The organism is Chitinophaga sp. Ak27 (assembly GCF_012726295.1).
GTDB lineage: Bacteria > Bacteroidota > Bacteroidia > Chitinophagales > Chitinophagaceae > Chitinophaga.
Genome location: NZ_JABAOB010000005.1, coordinates 272,503 through 286,285, shown reverse-complemented (window position 1 = coordinate 286,285; position 13,783 = coordinate 272,503). Strand labels below are relative to the sequence as shown.

At 45.4% G+C, this 13,783-nt stretch carries 12 protein-coding genes; 5 read left to right on the top strand and 7 right to left on the bottom strand.

Annotated features, from left to right (window positions below; translation table 11 throughout):
• Positions 1-258: 258 nt before the first annotated feature.
• Complete coding sequence (locus tag HGH90_RS18545) at positions 259-2,409, bottom strand: S9 family peptidase (RefSeq protein ID WP_168764760.1); 2,151 nt, start codon at positions 2,407-2,409, stop codon at positions 259-261.
• Positions 2,410-2,701: 292 nt separating this feature from the next.
• On the opposite strand from HGH90_RS18545, the gene lysS reads away from it, so the two are divergent.
• The 3 genes from lysS (at position 2,702) to HGH90_RS18530 (ending at position 6,057) form a co-directional block, all read left to right on the top strand.
• A complete protein-coding gene (lysS, locus tag HGH90_RS18540) occupies positions 2,702-4,216 on the top strand; it encodes a lysine--tRNA ligase (RefSeq protein WP_169191692.1) in 1,515 nt (504 codons plus the stop codon).
• A gap of 210 nt (positions 4,217-4,426) precedes the next feature.
• The gene (locus HGH90_RS18535) at positions 4,427-5,260 is read left to right on the top strand and encodes a universal stress protein (RefSeq protein WP_168764758.1); all 834 of its coding nucleotides are present in this window, start codon (positions 4,427-4,429) and stop codon (positions 5,258-5,260) included.
• Positions 5,261-5,298: 38 nt separating this feature from the next.
• A complete protein-coding gene (locus tag HGH90_RS18530; RefSeq protein ID WP_168764757.1) occupies positions 5,299-6,057 on the top strand; it encodes a DUF4197 domain-containing protein in 759 nt (252 codons plus the stop codon).
• A gap of 62 nt (positions 6,058-6,119) precedes the next feature.
• Here HGH90_RS18530 and HGH90_RS18525 read toward each other — a convergent pair whose 3' ends face one another.
• Positions 6,120-7,013, bottom strand: coding sequence for a flavin reductase family protein (locus HGH90_RS18525; RefSeq protein WP_168764756.1), 894 nt, complete (start codon positions 7,011-7,013; stop codon positions 6,120-6,122).
• A 1-nt stretch (position 7,014) separates the two neighbouring features.
• Positions 7,015-8,028: a fumarylacetoacetate hydrolase family protein gene (locus tag HGH90_RS18520; RefSeq protein ID WP_168764755.1), complete on the bottom strand. Its 1,014-nt coding sequence runs from the start codon at positions 8,026-8,028 to the stop codon at positions 7,015-7,017.
• 199 nt (positions 8,029-8,227) lie between these two features.
• Here HGH90_RS18520 and HGH90_RS18515 point away from each other — a divergent pair, with 199 nt between their 5' ends.
• Together HGH90_RS18515 and HGH90_RS18510 are read left to right on the top strand one after the other, a co-directional pair.
• Positions 8,228-9,451: a serine hydrolase gene (locus HGH90_RS18515; RefSeq protein ID WP_248277033.1), complete on the top strand. Its 1,224-nt coding sequence runs from the start codon at positions 8,228-8,230 to the stop codon at positions 9,449-9,451.
• A 189-nt stretch (positions 9,452-9,640) separates the two neighbouring features.
• A complete protein-coding gene (locus HGH90_RS18510; protein ID WP_169191690.1) occupies positions 9,641-10,297 on the top strand; it encodes a sterol desaturase family protein in 657 nt (218 codons plus the stop codon).
• 28 nt (positions 10,298-10,325) lie between these two features.
• On the opposite strand, the gene HGH90_RS18505 is transcribed toward HGH90_RS18510, so the two are convergent.
• From HGH90_RS18505 to HGH90_RS18490, 4 genes are all read right to left on the bottom strand, one after another.
• Positions 10,326-10,670 carry a hypothetical protein gene (locus HGH90_RS18505; RefSeq protein ID WP_168764752.1) on the bottom strand — a complete coding sequence of 115 codons (345 nt, stop codon included), beginning with the start codon at positions 10,668-10,670 and terminating at the stop codon, positions 10,326-10,328.
• Entirely contained in the window at positions 10,670-11,611 is a 942-nt protein-coding gene (locus HGH90_RS18500) for a DUF6263 family protein (protein WP_168764751.1), read from the bottom strand. Before HGH90_RS18500 ends, HGH90_RS18505 begins: the two co-directional genes overlap by 1 nt.
• Before the next feature lie 16 nt (positions 11,612-11,627).
• Complete coding sequence (locus HGH90_RS18495) at positions 11,628-12,401, bottom strand: TIGR02757 family protein (RefSeq protein ID WP_169191689.1); 774 nt, start codon at positions 12,399-12,401, stop codon at positions 11,628-11,630.
• A 126-nt stretch (positions 12,402-12,527) separates the two neighbouring features.
• Positions 12,528-13,667, bottom strand: a complete 1,140-nt coding sequence (locus HGH90_RS18490) for a cystathionine gamma-synthase (RefSeq protein WP_168764749.1) — start codon at positions 13,665-13,667, stop codon at positions 12,528-12,530.
• Positions 13,668-13,783: the final 116 nt, after the last annotated feature.

Sequence of the window (13,783 nt, the reverse complement as noted above, 5' to 3'; positions counted from 1 at the left end):
TATACCGTTCACTAGAATGCGCACTGCAGTGTCGTAAAAAACGGCCACCTTTGGTATAGGTTTTTCAATAAAGATATGGTTAAAATTTTTCGGGGCTGTAGTCTTGCAGCCCTGTTTCTTTTTTAAGACCTCCCACTTTATAGCCCCATCTCTACTTATTTTTCCAGACTTCTTAACATCATAAAATCGATAACGGCTTGATATACAGATACAAGCGTGTTTCTGCATACCAAGCCGTTATTGGCTTCTACTAATAAATTATGGCTGGAACTGCGCCGGGTAGGCCTTGTTCAGGAGGTTATTATATATAAAGCGGTAAGATTCGCCGGCAGAATGTACACTTTTTAGGCCGCCCCATCCGTGACGCTCACCGGGATATACCATCAGCTCAAAATGTTTGTTCAGATTTTCCAGCTTGTCAACCAGCTGGATACAATTCTGGAGATGTACGTTATCGTCCATAGTACCGTGAGTAATACGAATGAGCCCCTTGTATTTATCAGCATAGGTCATTACTGCAGTGGCTTTGTAACCTTCAGGATTTTCAGCCGGGGTGTCCATATAGCGCTCGGTATAATGGCTGTCATATAATTGCCAGTCAGTTACAGCGAAATTAGCCATACCATGCGTAAATACGTCTGCTCCGTAGGTAAGGGCCATACAGGTCATATAACCACCAAAGCTGCCTCCGGTTATGCATATCTTGTTACCATCGGCCCAAGGCTGGGAACGTAACCACATGGCGGCATCCATATAGTCTTCAATCTCATGTATACCTAGCTTACGGTGGATATAGTTCATGCCCATTTTGCCCAATTGCCCGCTGCTGCGGTTGTCGATCGCTACCTGTATTACGCCTTCCTGCGCCCACCATTGCTGCACCGGCGTAAATTTCCAGGTGTCATATACGGTGCCGGCATTAGGTCCGCCATAAATACTGATCAGGATCGGATATTTTTTACCTGGTTCCATATGTACCGGCATGGTAACAGTGAGCGGTAAGGTAAGCCCATCGCGGGTCTGGTAAGTTTTTAATTCAGTTTTGGCCAGGTTATAGCTGTCAAAACGCTCTCCCTTGCTGTCGCCCAGCTCACGCACTACCTTGCCATTGTTATCTACCAATGCCATTTTTGAAGGCGTTTGCAGGTTGGAATAGGTGGTGATGAAATATTTGCCCCCCGGCGCCATCTTGATACTATTATTATAGTTGCCATGGGTAAGACGGGTGATAGCCGCCGTTTTCATACTTACCTTATACAGATCAAAGCGGGTAGAAGCTTCTTTGCGTGCGGTGAAGTAGATCACCTGGTTTTTATCATCGATCTCTATCACCTCCTTCACGGTCCAGTTACCGGAAGTAAGTTGTTTTTTCAGAGAGCCGTCCAGGTTATATAGATAAAGGTGCGACCAACCGGTTTTATCGCTTTGGATCAGGAAGCTTTGGCCATTTTGTACAAAAGGTACCGCATCAAACCAGTCGATCCATGTTTTTTGCTTTTCATCATAGATTTCTTTTTTGGCGCCGCTCTTGGGATTGATGCTATATATTTTCAGGTTATCCTGGCCGCGGTTCATCCATTGCATGCAGAGTTGCTGGCTATCACCAGTCCAAAAGGGCATACCGAAGTATTGATCATCGTTTTCATTAAAATCGGCCCAAATGGTGGCGCCGCCCGAAACCGCTACTACGCCTACTTTTACAGCAGGATTCGGATCGCCTGCTTTGGGGTAGCGGGTATTTTCGAGGTAGCCGTGCTGGCCTTTTTCACTATAGATGGGGAACACCGGCACTTTGCTGTCGTTGAAATGCATGTAGGCAATCTGCCGACTGTCGGGGCTCCACCAGAAAGCCCGATAGCGGGTAGGACGGCCAAGGATTTCTTCATAATACACCCAGGATGCCCAACCATTATAGATCACGTCCGAACCATCGGTGGTATAACGGGTTTCCTTTTTGGTAGCTATTTCTATGCTGTATAAGTCGTTATTACGGGTAAATGCTACATATTTTCCATCTGGAGATAAAGTAGGGTTCTTTTCTTCCGCAGCATCATTGGTTAAACGGGTGCTATTACCATCAGCGGCTTTATAGAATACATCTTTATCGCGTACTTCTACACTGGGCCCATCTACTGGCGCTGTATAGATGGTGGCATTGCCGGTGCGGGCATCGATCTGCCAGGCCTGCATACGGCCGGTAGCCGCGTCGGGACGCATTTCCAGGTAATGTTCACCATCTACCCACTCACGGATAGCCGGCAAGGGCTTAGTGATATTGGTAGCTTTACCTTTAAATGCTTCTTCGAAAGTAAGATCCGGCTTTTGTTGTGCATCCAAATGGGTGGTGGTCAGCAGCAGGAGCGCTACACCACCAATGGAGGTTGGTTTAAACCATTGTTCGCTTCTCATAATAAATAGAAATCAGGCTGTTTTTTTTGTTGCTCTTAGCGAACGAAAATAAGCATAACTCAAAAATAGCCGCAACAATTTACACAAACGGACCTCCCGGAAGCCAGCCATTCGCCAAATACGACCAAATATGAAGGAATTCCCCGCATCTGGTAAATCTGGCTGTAAATAGCAGTAGAAGCGGCTATCTTTAAATTGGTTTTCATAGGATATGGTCAAAAAATAAGAGGGCTGTAGTCTTACAGCCCTTTTTATTATTTTTGCACTCCAATTGGCAATTACAACTTACTACATGACACAATTATCTGAGCAAGAGATTATACGCCGGGAAAAATTACAGGAGCTGCATAATTTAGGCATAGACCCCTACCCTGCAGCGGAGTACCCGGTTAATGATACTTCCGTTAATATAAAAACCAATTATTCGGAAGAAACCAAAGAACAATTCCAGCAGGTATGCCTGGCTGGCCGTATCATGAGCGTTCGTGATATGGGAAAGGCGGCATTTGCCGTTATCCAGGATAGCGTAGGCCGTATCCAGGTATATATCCGCAGAGATGATATTTGCCCGGGTGAAGACAAAACGCTGTACGACGTTGTATTTAAGAAACTGCTGGACATCAGCGATTTTATAGGTATTAAAGGATACGCCTTTATTACCAAAACCGGTGAAACATCCGTTCACGCCACAGAAATCACGATCCTGGCCAAATCACTGCGCCCGCTGCCGGTGGTAAAGGCGAAAGAAGGTGAGGTGTTTGACGAAGTAACCGACCCGGAATTCAAATACCGCCAGCGTTATGCCGACCTGGTCATCAACCCGGAAGTGAAAGAGGTGTTCATTAAACGCACCAAAATCATGCAAACTATCCGCGATTTCTATAACAACCTGGGTTACCTGGAAGTAGAAACGCCGATCCTGCAGCCAATTCCCGGCGGCGCTACCGCAAGGCCATTTATTACACACCATAATGCGCTGGATATGCCGTTATACCTGCGCATTGCCAACGAATTATACCTCAAACGCCTGATCGTAGGTGGTTTTGAAGGCGTATACGAGTTTGCAAAAGACTTCCGTAACGAAGGGATGGACCGTACCCATAACCCGGAATTTACCGTAATGGAAATGTACGCCGCGTACAAAGACTACGAGTGGATGATGCGTACTACGGAGTCCCTCCTGGAAAAAATTGCACTCACCTTACATGGTACCACCACTGTACAGGTAGGCGATAAAACGATCGACTTTAAAGCACCGTTCCGCCGCGTATCTATGTATGAATCCATCCTGGAACATACCGGTATTGATATTTCCACAATGGATGAAGCTCAACTCCGCGAAGTGTGCAAGCAACTGGGCATCCACGTAGATCCTAAATTGGGTAAGGCCAAACTGATCGATGAGATTTTTGGAGAGAAATGTGAAGGAAACTACATCCAACCCACCTTTATCACCGATTACCCGGTAGAAATGAGCCCGCTCACCAAAAAACACCGTAGCAAACCAGGTCTGGTTGAACGTTTTGAGCTGATGGTGAACGGAAAGGAAATCGCTAACGCATATAGTGAGCTAAACGATCCTATCGACCAGCGCGAACGCTTCGAAGAACAGGTGGAACTGATGGAACGTGGCGACGATGAAGCCATGTACATCGACTACGACTTCCTGCGCGCCCTGGAATATGGTATGCCGCCTACTTCCGGTATCGGTATAGGTATCGACCGTTTAACCATGCTGATGACTAATCAGCCGTCTATCCAGGATGTGCTCTTCTTCCCGCAAATGAAGCCGGAACAACAGAAATAAAGCTGAAAGCATAAAGCGGAAAGCAAAAAGCGATTATATCGATTGATCAATGCGGGTAGTTATCCGCAAAAGTTCATTCGCTATAATCGCTTTTTGCTTTCCGCTTTATGCTTTCAGCTCTTTCTGGCATTAAATTTTCTTAAACCGTTCATAAACCAACACACATCGTTAACTTTAAGTAATACTTATCGGTATCTTAAAAGTAGCCATATGAAAACAATCTTAGTACCCACCGATTTTTCAGATACGGCCTACAACGCTGCTACCTACGCTTTATCGCTGGCCCGGAATCTGGGAACAACCCGCATCGTATTGTACCACGCCTACGAATTGATAGTGCCCATTCCTGATATTCCCACCATGATTCCCATGGTAAATCCAGACGACCTGCGGGTAGCCAGCATAGAAGGCTTGGAGAAAATGAAAAAGGAGCTGGATACACTGGTTCCCCCCGGTTCTACATTGGTAATACGGGCAGATAATACCCTGCTGGCGGCTACGATCGAGGAAGTATGTAAGAATGAAGAAGCGGATCTGATCGTAATGGGAATCACAGGTGGTAGTAAACTGGAAGAAGTACTGGTAGGCTCTAATACCATTGATGTGGTAAAAAACACCAGTTACCCCGTGCTGATAGTGCCTGGCGGTGCAAAGTACAAGCCTATTGAAAAAATTGTATTTGCCGTAGACCTCCGCAAAATTGCAGAAACCACCCCGGTAGAACCACTCAAAAAATTGCTGCATATATTCAATGCCGAGTTACATGTTATCAATATAGACCATGAAAGCCGGCATTTCAGCACAGATACACCTTTTGAAACCATGTTGCTGGATACGCTATTGGAAGATTTCAACCCGGTATACCATTTTATCGATAATCCCGATGTAGTAGAAGGAATTGTTGAATTTGCAGAGGAGAATAAGGCGGATATCATCCTGACCATCCCTAAAAAACATGGCCTTTTTGAAGGTATTTTCAAACGGAGCCGTACATCTAAACTGGCCTACCAGACACATTTACCGTTGTTGACATTACACGAATAATTTATACTTTTACAGATATTAATATTTATAATAACTATATGATTAAACGTTCTTTATTGGTACTGCTGGGCTTCTTCTGCCTGCAGGCAACTCAGGCCCAATTCCTGAAGAAACTGAGTGAAAAACTCGAAAGTACTACCGCCAACAATAACAGCAGCAGCAACGGTTCCGGTGGTTCTCTGGCGGCATTAACCGAATCAGATGCCGGTTCTGCCATTAAGGAAGCCCTGGCAAAAGGCGTAGCAGCCGGTATCGCCAAGCTGAATAAAAAAGATGGTTTCTTTGGCAGTGATGTCTATAAATTATTACTCCCTGCAGATGCTGTGAAGATTGGTAATACCCTGCGGGCAATAGGTTTGGGCAGCCAGGTGGATAAGGCCATCCTGCAAATTAACCGCTCCGCTGAAAAAGCAGTAGGTTATGCAGCGCCTATTTTTGTGACCGCTATCAAACAAATGACCCTCACCGACGCTGTAAACCTGGTAAAAGGTGGTAACACGTCGGCAACAGATTTCTTTAAAAACAAAACAACGGATTCCCTGAAGGCGGCATTTTCTCCTGTGATCAGGAAGACATTGGACAGTACCAGTGCCACCCGTTATTATTCAGATATCGTAACATCTTATAACAAACTGCCTACTACTTTCAATAAAGTGAATCCCGACCTGCAGGACTATGTAACCACTATGGCGGTAAATGCCCTGTTTGACCAGATTGCAAAAGAAGAAGTAGCTATCCGCGCTAATCCTGCGGCCAGGACCACCGATTTGCTGAAAAAAGTATTTGGGGCAAAGTAACTTGTGCCCGCATAAAAAAGCAGCGATGATCTATTCATCGCTGCTTTTTTATGCCCATAATACTACAGCTGGTTTACAGCCGCTGTGAGCAATACCTGCCAGGCCGCCGCTACTTTTCCATCATCCAGCAACTGCTTGGCATAATAATGTAGCTCCTTTTCCATTTCATCGGGAGTAACACTATAATATTGAATTATATTTTTGAGATGATCATCGTGAAAGGAGGCATCTACAAAAGGAATCTCATGAACATTGCCCAGTTGACCCAGGTTGTTGCCGGTGAGAATATGACTCTGACGGATTGCCAACGGTAAGGCATCTACGCCGATACCCAATTGGGTATTGGGTTTTGCTACCTCAAACACGGCGTTGCCGGAGGCCCGGCAATAATAGTCGCCGCCCATACGGGCTACCAGGTCTATTTTATGTGGATCTATTTTGCCGTGTTCGTTCAGAATGGCCTCATTGATATGCAACATTACCGGCTCGCAAATCACCAGGTTACCGGCTCCCCCACCCTGGCCGGTTTCAATCACCTGTTTTACAATACATTCCATTTGCACCGGACTCTCTTTTACCCGGAATGGCTTTACCTTTTCGGAAGCTATCGGAGTAAAGCCTGCTTTCTCAAATTCATTGACACCCGCCGGGTATTCACAACTAGCCAGGGAGGCCTGTTGTACCATAGCATAGCTCACTACATTGATCACTACCTCTTTGGTAGCATATACATTTTCGAGTGTATGCTTTACCGTATTATCACGTACCCGCCGGGAAGGCGAAAATATCAGCGTGGGTGGATTGGATCCGAATACATTGAAAAAGCTGAAGGGCGATAAATTAGGCCGGCCGTCTGCATCCAGGGTGCTGGCAAAGCAGATAGGACGCGGTGATACAGCGCCCAGCAAGTAAGCATGCAGTTCACTTGTTTTTATCTGGGAAGGATCTACCTGCATATTATCCTTTTTTCTTGAGTGCCAGTATTGAGAAATCACTATCCTCCCGTACAATGGTATTGGAGAGGATACCCAGGCCGGTAATTTCCATTTCTACTACATCGCCGGCTTGCAACCATTGCTCGGTATAGTCGGGATCATTAAGTTTACCGGTACCGTTCAGTTCCAGGAAACAGCCGGTGCCCACCGTGCCGCTGCCAATAACATCTCCCGGGAGAATATTGACGCCGTAGGCACAGCGTTCTATGATTTCTGCAAAGGTCCAGTCCATATCACCCATATTTCCTTCGCTTACCTGGATACCATTTACCTTACAGGTCATTTTCAGGTTATAGTTATTGCCGGTATGACCTGGTTGGGCCGGTACTTTCAGCGATTCCAGTTCATCCGGGGTAACCAGCATAGGGCCAATTACAGTACTGAAATCCTTCCCTTTTGCAGGCCCCAGGTTCAGCAGCATTTCCTCCATTTGCAGGGTGCGGGCACTCATATCATTCATAATCATATAGCCGCCAATATAATCATCCGCGTCTGCGGCGGTGATGTTACGGCCTGCTTTACAGATCACCACGGCTACTTCCAGTTCAAAATCCAATTTCTGAAAGTGGTCCGGCATACAGTGAATATCACCAGGGCCCTGGATAGCATTATGGTTAGTAAAGTAAAAGATAGGATACTGGTCAAACTCCGGGATCATGGGTACCTTACGGTTGCGGCGGGCCGCCGCAACGTGCTGCCGGAAAGCATATCCATCGCGGCAGGAGGTTGGAAAAGGTACCGGGGAAAGTAACTGTACACTGCCTACGGGAACACCGGTAGCCCTCGTAGGGTTCTTTCCGGCTTTCAAATGGGCATCGGCCTGTTTGGCAATGTCTATCACATCTTCCCACATCATCAGGAACATTCCCATATTATTAGGCAAATCAGGATGCAGCTCCTGGGCATTGTATAGCAGCCCATCTACTAAAATGGCCAGCTGGTCTGTTTCCTCTCTTAAATAGCTTACTAATTTCATGGTTGTTGATAATTGTTCTGGTTGTATGAAGTACCAAATATAAGGAGGGCCTTTAAATGCAGGGGGTATTTTTTCATAAATCCTAAAGAGAAATGCCTAACCTGGAAAATGTCTGCATAAAAATGCTGTTAGCAGCCAGGTAATTGCTTTATATTTATATACAGATCGATCGTATATGCGTTGCTGTTTACTATTCTTAATGTCCTGGTGTTACTCACTAGCTCTCCCGGCGCAGTCCCGCACAGATACCTTGCTGGAAAATCTGCTGAGGCGGGAAGGTTCCCCGGCTTTACGGCATATACTGCAATACCCCGATTCATTCCGTTATCAGCTTATTTATACGGAGATTGACCGGGATGTGAATAATATACCCCATTTTAAAAATTATTATTTCCATGTAGATGATAGTTTATACTACAATCCTGCCAGCTCTGTAAAGTTGCCTATTGCACTGCTGGCATTGGAAAAGCTGCATACATTGGATATTCCCGGCCTCACAGGTAATACACCCATGTTCACCGATAGCGCTTGGTCCGGCCAGGTAATAGCACATACCGATAGTTCGGCGGCCAATGGCCTTCCTTCTATCTATCATTATATTAAAAAAATATTCCTTATCAGTGATAATGATGCCTATAACAGGTTGTACGAGTTTATCGGCCAACAGGCTATTCATGAAAAGCTATGGGGGAAAGATTATGGGAAAGTGCGTATTGTGCGGCGATTTATGCCATTATCGGAAGAGGAAAACCGGCATACAAATCCAATTCGCTTTGAGGCTAACGGGAAGTTGGTATACGAACAACCAGCTGCGTTCGATACCCTGGCTTTCGACTACAGCCGTAAAGTGTTTATAGGCCATGGCTACCTCGACAAGGACGATAAGCTGATATTTTCACCAATGGACTTTACCAGGCATAATTATTTCCCGCTAATGGCCTTGCAGCGTATGTTACAGGCAGTATTGTTTCCGGCTTCCGTACCGGTGGCGCAACGATTCAATCTCAGCCCGGAGGACTATCGTTTTCTGTACCAGTATATGTCGCAATACCCTTCAGAAACGCAGTGGCCGAAATATGATACGGCAGAATACTTTAACAGCTACACCAAATTCTTCTTTTTCAAAGATGGTAAGCGGAACATTCCTCCGTATATACGTGTATTTAATAAGGCTGGCTGGTCATACGGTTTCCTGACAGATGCAGCATATATTGTTGATTTTGAACACAAAGTGGAATTTATGCTCACGGGGAACCTGTACGTTAACCGGGATGGTATTTTGAATGATGACAAATACGAATATGAAGAAGACGGATATCCTTTTTTCAGGGAAGTGGGAGAAATTATTTACCGGTATGAATTACAACGCAAGCGAAAGTATGTACCCGACTTGCAATCATTCCATATTCGTTACGGGGAGTAACATAGCTACCTGATAAATATTATTTATAACCCAATAGACTGATTGGGTGTTCGGAATACTACCTGAAGGTTGTATTTTTGCGTTCGGTCCGGCCATATCTGAAATGTGTATTGTTTTTGACGTGGCGGTCTGGGAGTTATAAGCAAGGTTTTATTCATATCCCGTAACTGCACTCTAAACTTCGGAGTTATGAAATTTGAAAAGATTAAGAACAAAGGACAGGCAAGATTATTTGAAAGCCAGTATCTGGAGATGCTTACCAAAACGCATCCGCTTGTGATCTGGGGATTGTATTTACCCATTATCGGCTATATGCTTTACTATAGCCATAACACGCTTGGTTTTTCACCCGGTACGGTATTCGGTGTGTTTATCGGAGCAATGGCCTTTTGGTCGTTCTTTGAGTATATCATGCACCGGTTTATATTCCATTTAGCAAGCGATAAGCCTAAAGTGCAGCGCTTTATTTATGTAATGCATGGCAACCACCATGAGTACCCCAGGGATAAGCAACGCTTGTTTATGCCGCCGGTACCCAGCCTGATATTGGCGTCTGTTATATTTGGCGCCCAATACATTTTTCTGCGCCAGATCACTTTTATGTTTTTCCCGGGCTTTATCCTTGGATACCTGATTTATGGCAGCATGCACTATGCTATTCACGCCTGGAACCCTCCTTTTAAATTTATGAAGCCCTTATGGCGCAACCATCACCTGCATCACTATAAGAGTGAAGACCTGGGATTTGGCGTAAGTTCTTCTGTATGGGACCGGGTATTTGGTACCGTGTTCGACCTGGATAAGGAAAAAGAAGATAAGGAGAAGGTAAAAGAATTGATGTTTTAATATCCCGGTATGGTGAAGAAAGAAGGTATTACCATCTTTCTTCGTCATCCGGCAGATGATCCTGTTTATAGGTTGCCCTTGAGATAATTTTCTGCAATTGCCGCGCTATGATAAGCGCGGCAATTGGTTTATAGGGATCGGCCCCGGTTGCGGCAGCCGTATCCAATATTTCTTTCACTTGCTTTTCTGATACATCCACCCGGTACAGCAGGAATATAAACTGCTGAAAGTTTTCGCTGATCAGTGTTTCCAGCCTCTTCGCCAGTATTTCTTCCAATTGTTCGGCACTTACCTTTACGGGTACACTAATGTCGAAGTGTTCCTGTGTCCATAGCGCTGTTTCCTGGAGATATTGGGCGGGTACTGCCGTCATTATTTCATGCGTTTAATTTTGTAGGAGGCATTGGTCACTACTTTCACCGGTACTTTCAGGTCGTGTTTAATACGTTTGGCCTTATTAACCTTATAGGTATAATCGCCTGCCATATCTGTATTTTGTACGCAGATGCGGGGCAATCCGCTGCCACGGTCGATGAGATAGTTGGAAGAAGTAGTTCCGCTGATTTCGGCGGTAGCCTTAATATCGTCTTCCAGGGTCAGTGTTTGGATCTTATCTGTTTTTATTTTGTTGGTGCCGCCTATTTTCGCGGTTTCCGCATCCCAGGTCTGGAGGTTCCAGTATAGGTCTACCCGGCCTATGAGGCCGCCGCGCAGGGGCACGTTTTCTTCCCATTGGGTACCTGTTTTAATGCCATGAGCAGGGTACATAATGAGCAGTTGCTCCAGCCAGCCCTGGAAGGCATCGGTACCAAACTGGTCTCTCATTAGCTTTTTATAGGCTTCCTGTTCATCTTGTTTCAGAGAGCTGAAGGCGCCGGCAGCATTATCAAGAATGGCGTCTAAACCGTCTACTTTATTGATAATACCGCTGGTTTGTATTTCCACGGTAAAGGGTTGGTCCAATACTTTTTTCAGACCAGCCTGGAAGGGTTCTTTGTCGTTGGTCACCTTTGCATCCACAAAGATGTTTTGGTTCTTGGCGTTGAAATTAAATTTCAGGTCTTTGTAACGAAAAGTGAGCGTGGTTTTGCCGGGTTGTACATCGGTCACTTCAATACTGATGATGTTGTTATAGTCCCGGGTAGTACGTTGCATTACTTCATTTACCGTCATATAGGTTTCGCTCCTGCTTTTCTGTTCCAATTCAAACAGCTGACCTTTTTCAAAACGGTATTTCAAGTCTACATATTCCTGCGCCCTGGCAGATAAGGCCAGCGTTACTACCATCGTTATCAGTCCCAAAAATCTTTTCATTATTTTTTCAATTAAATCAAACATATTTCTCAATGACGCCAAGACCGAACAAGGCAAAATCGTATTTTGCCGGATCGTCGGGGTCCAGCTTTCTGAGCTGGTGGGTGAGTGCGGCGGCTGTTTTCCAATCGGCCTTCGCTTCCGGTATTAAACCCAGTCTGGCGGCTACCCTGCTCACATGTACGTCCATCGGGCATACCAGTTGAGCCGGCGATATGTAACGCCAAAGCCCAAAATCCACGCCATTTTCATCTTTTCTTACCATCCAGCGCAAATACATGTTCAGTCGTTTACAGGCCGAATTTTTGGCAGGAGTGGCAATATGTTTACCCGTTCTTTCCGGGTGTTCTAGTGCAAAAAATACTTTCCGGAATCCTATCAGGGCCTTCTCCACATTTTCATCTTCCGGCGTAATATGCGCGCTGAAGGCAAATTCCAGCGATGTTACGTTAGTGTAATAATGCTGAAGAAACTCTACGAAATAAAGGAGGTCCAGGCCGTTGAAGGTACGATGACAGAATGAAAGTAATTTCATCCGATCCATGGGCTGATGATGACGGATAAAGTCATATGGTGCGTCATCCATCATCTTCATCAGTTCCGTGCACTTATTGATAATGCTGGTTCGGTTGCCCCAGGCCAATATAGCGGCAAAGAGCCCTGCAATTTCAATATCCTGCAATACACTGAACCGGTGCGGTATGCAAATAGGATCATTTGCAATAAAGTCCGGGTGATTGTAATATGCAGCCTTAGCATCTAAAAACTCCCTTAGTTTCTGGATCTTCATAAGTTAAATCACGTGTATCACTACCTGCCTTTCCCGTTGCTAACGGGAAAGAGGCTGGATATGGTTAGGGTAAATATTTACGCTCCGGTAAAGATAATTTTTACCAGATAACAATTAAAATTATTACTATCCAATAGCATTTGCCAGATCTTCGGTGAGGTCGCTGGCGTCTTCAATGCCCACACTCAACCGTATTAGGGAGTCGACCAGCCCGTTTTTTATCCTCTCTGCGCGGGGGATAGAGGCATGGGTCATACTGGCGGGGTGGCCAATCAGGGATTCTACCCCTCCCAGCGACTCCGCCAGTGAAAACAGGTGAGTATGACTGAGTATACGGTTGGCAGATTCTATATTATCGTCTTTCAGGGTAAAAGACATCATACCTCCAAAGCCACGCATTTGTTGTTTGGCTATTTCATGATTGGGATGGTCGGTAAATCCAGGCCAGTATACTTTATCAACTTTAGGATGATTGCGAAGGAAATTGGCTACCACTACACCGTTTTCACAATGACGTTGCATCCTCACATGTAATGTTTTGATGCCGCGTAATACCAGGAAGCAGTCCTGCGGACCTGGTACCGCGCCACAACTGTTCTGGATAAAATAGAGCTGTTGGGCAAGGGCTTCATTTTTAACAATGATGGCGCCGTGCACCACATCGCTATGGCCTCCCAAGTACTTGGTAGCAGAATGCAGTACAATATCAGCTCCCAGGTCCAGCGGATTTTGCAGGTAAGGCGAGGCAAAGGTGTTGTCTACGCAGAGTATCAATTCACTTTTCCGTGCTATCTGGGCGCAGGCAGCGATGTCAATAATCTTCAAAAGTGGATTGGTGGGAGTTTCCAGCCAGATCATCTTGGTTTGGGGAGTGATATGCGCTTCAATATTCTGTGCATCAGACATGTCGATAAACTTGAATCGAATGCCATAGCGTTCAAATACCTTCGTAAAAATACGGTAGGTGCCTCCATACAGATCGTTGGTAGCAACCACTTCATCGCCGGGATTCAATAATTTCATCACCGCATCAGTGGCCGCCAGCCCGCTGCCAAAAGAGATACCATGTGTCCCATTTTCAATGGCTGCCAATGCATTTTGCAAAGCGTCGCGGGTTGGATTCTGGGTCCGAGCATATTCATAGCCCTTATGTACCCCCGGTGCACTCTGCACATAGGTAGAAGTTTGAAAAATAGGCGTCATAATAGCGCCGGTAGAAGGATCGGGGGCTACACCTGCGTGTATGAGTTTGGTTCCCAGCTTCATGTCTTAAGTTTTAAATGATCAATTTCTGGTGGTTTCCAAATATACTTTAGTTTTTGCGATTGAACTGAGCCCAATTGATGAGAGGAGACACTTGTCTATTTTAGCTAATATTATGA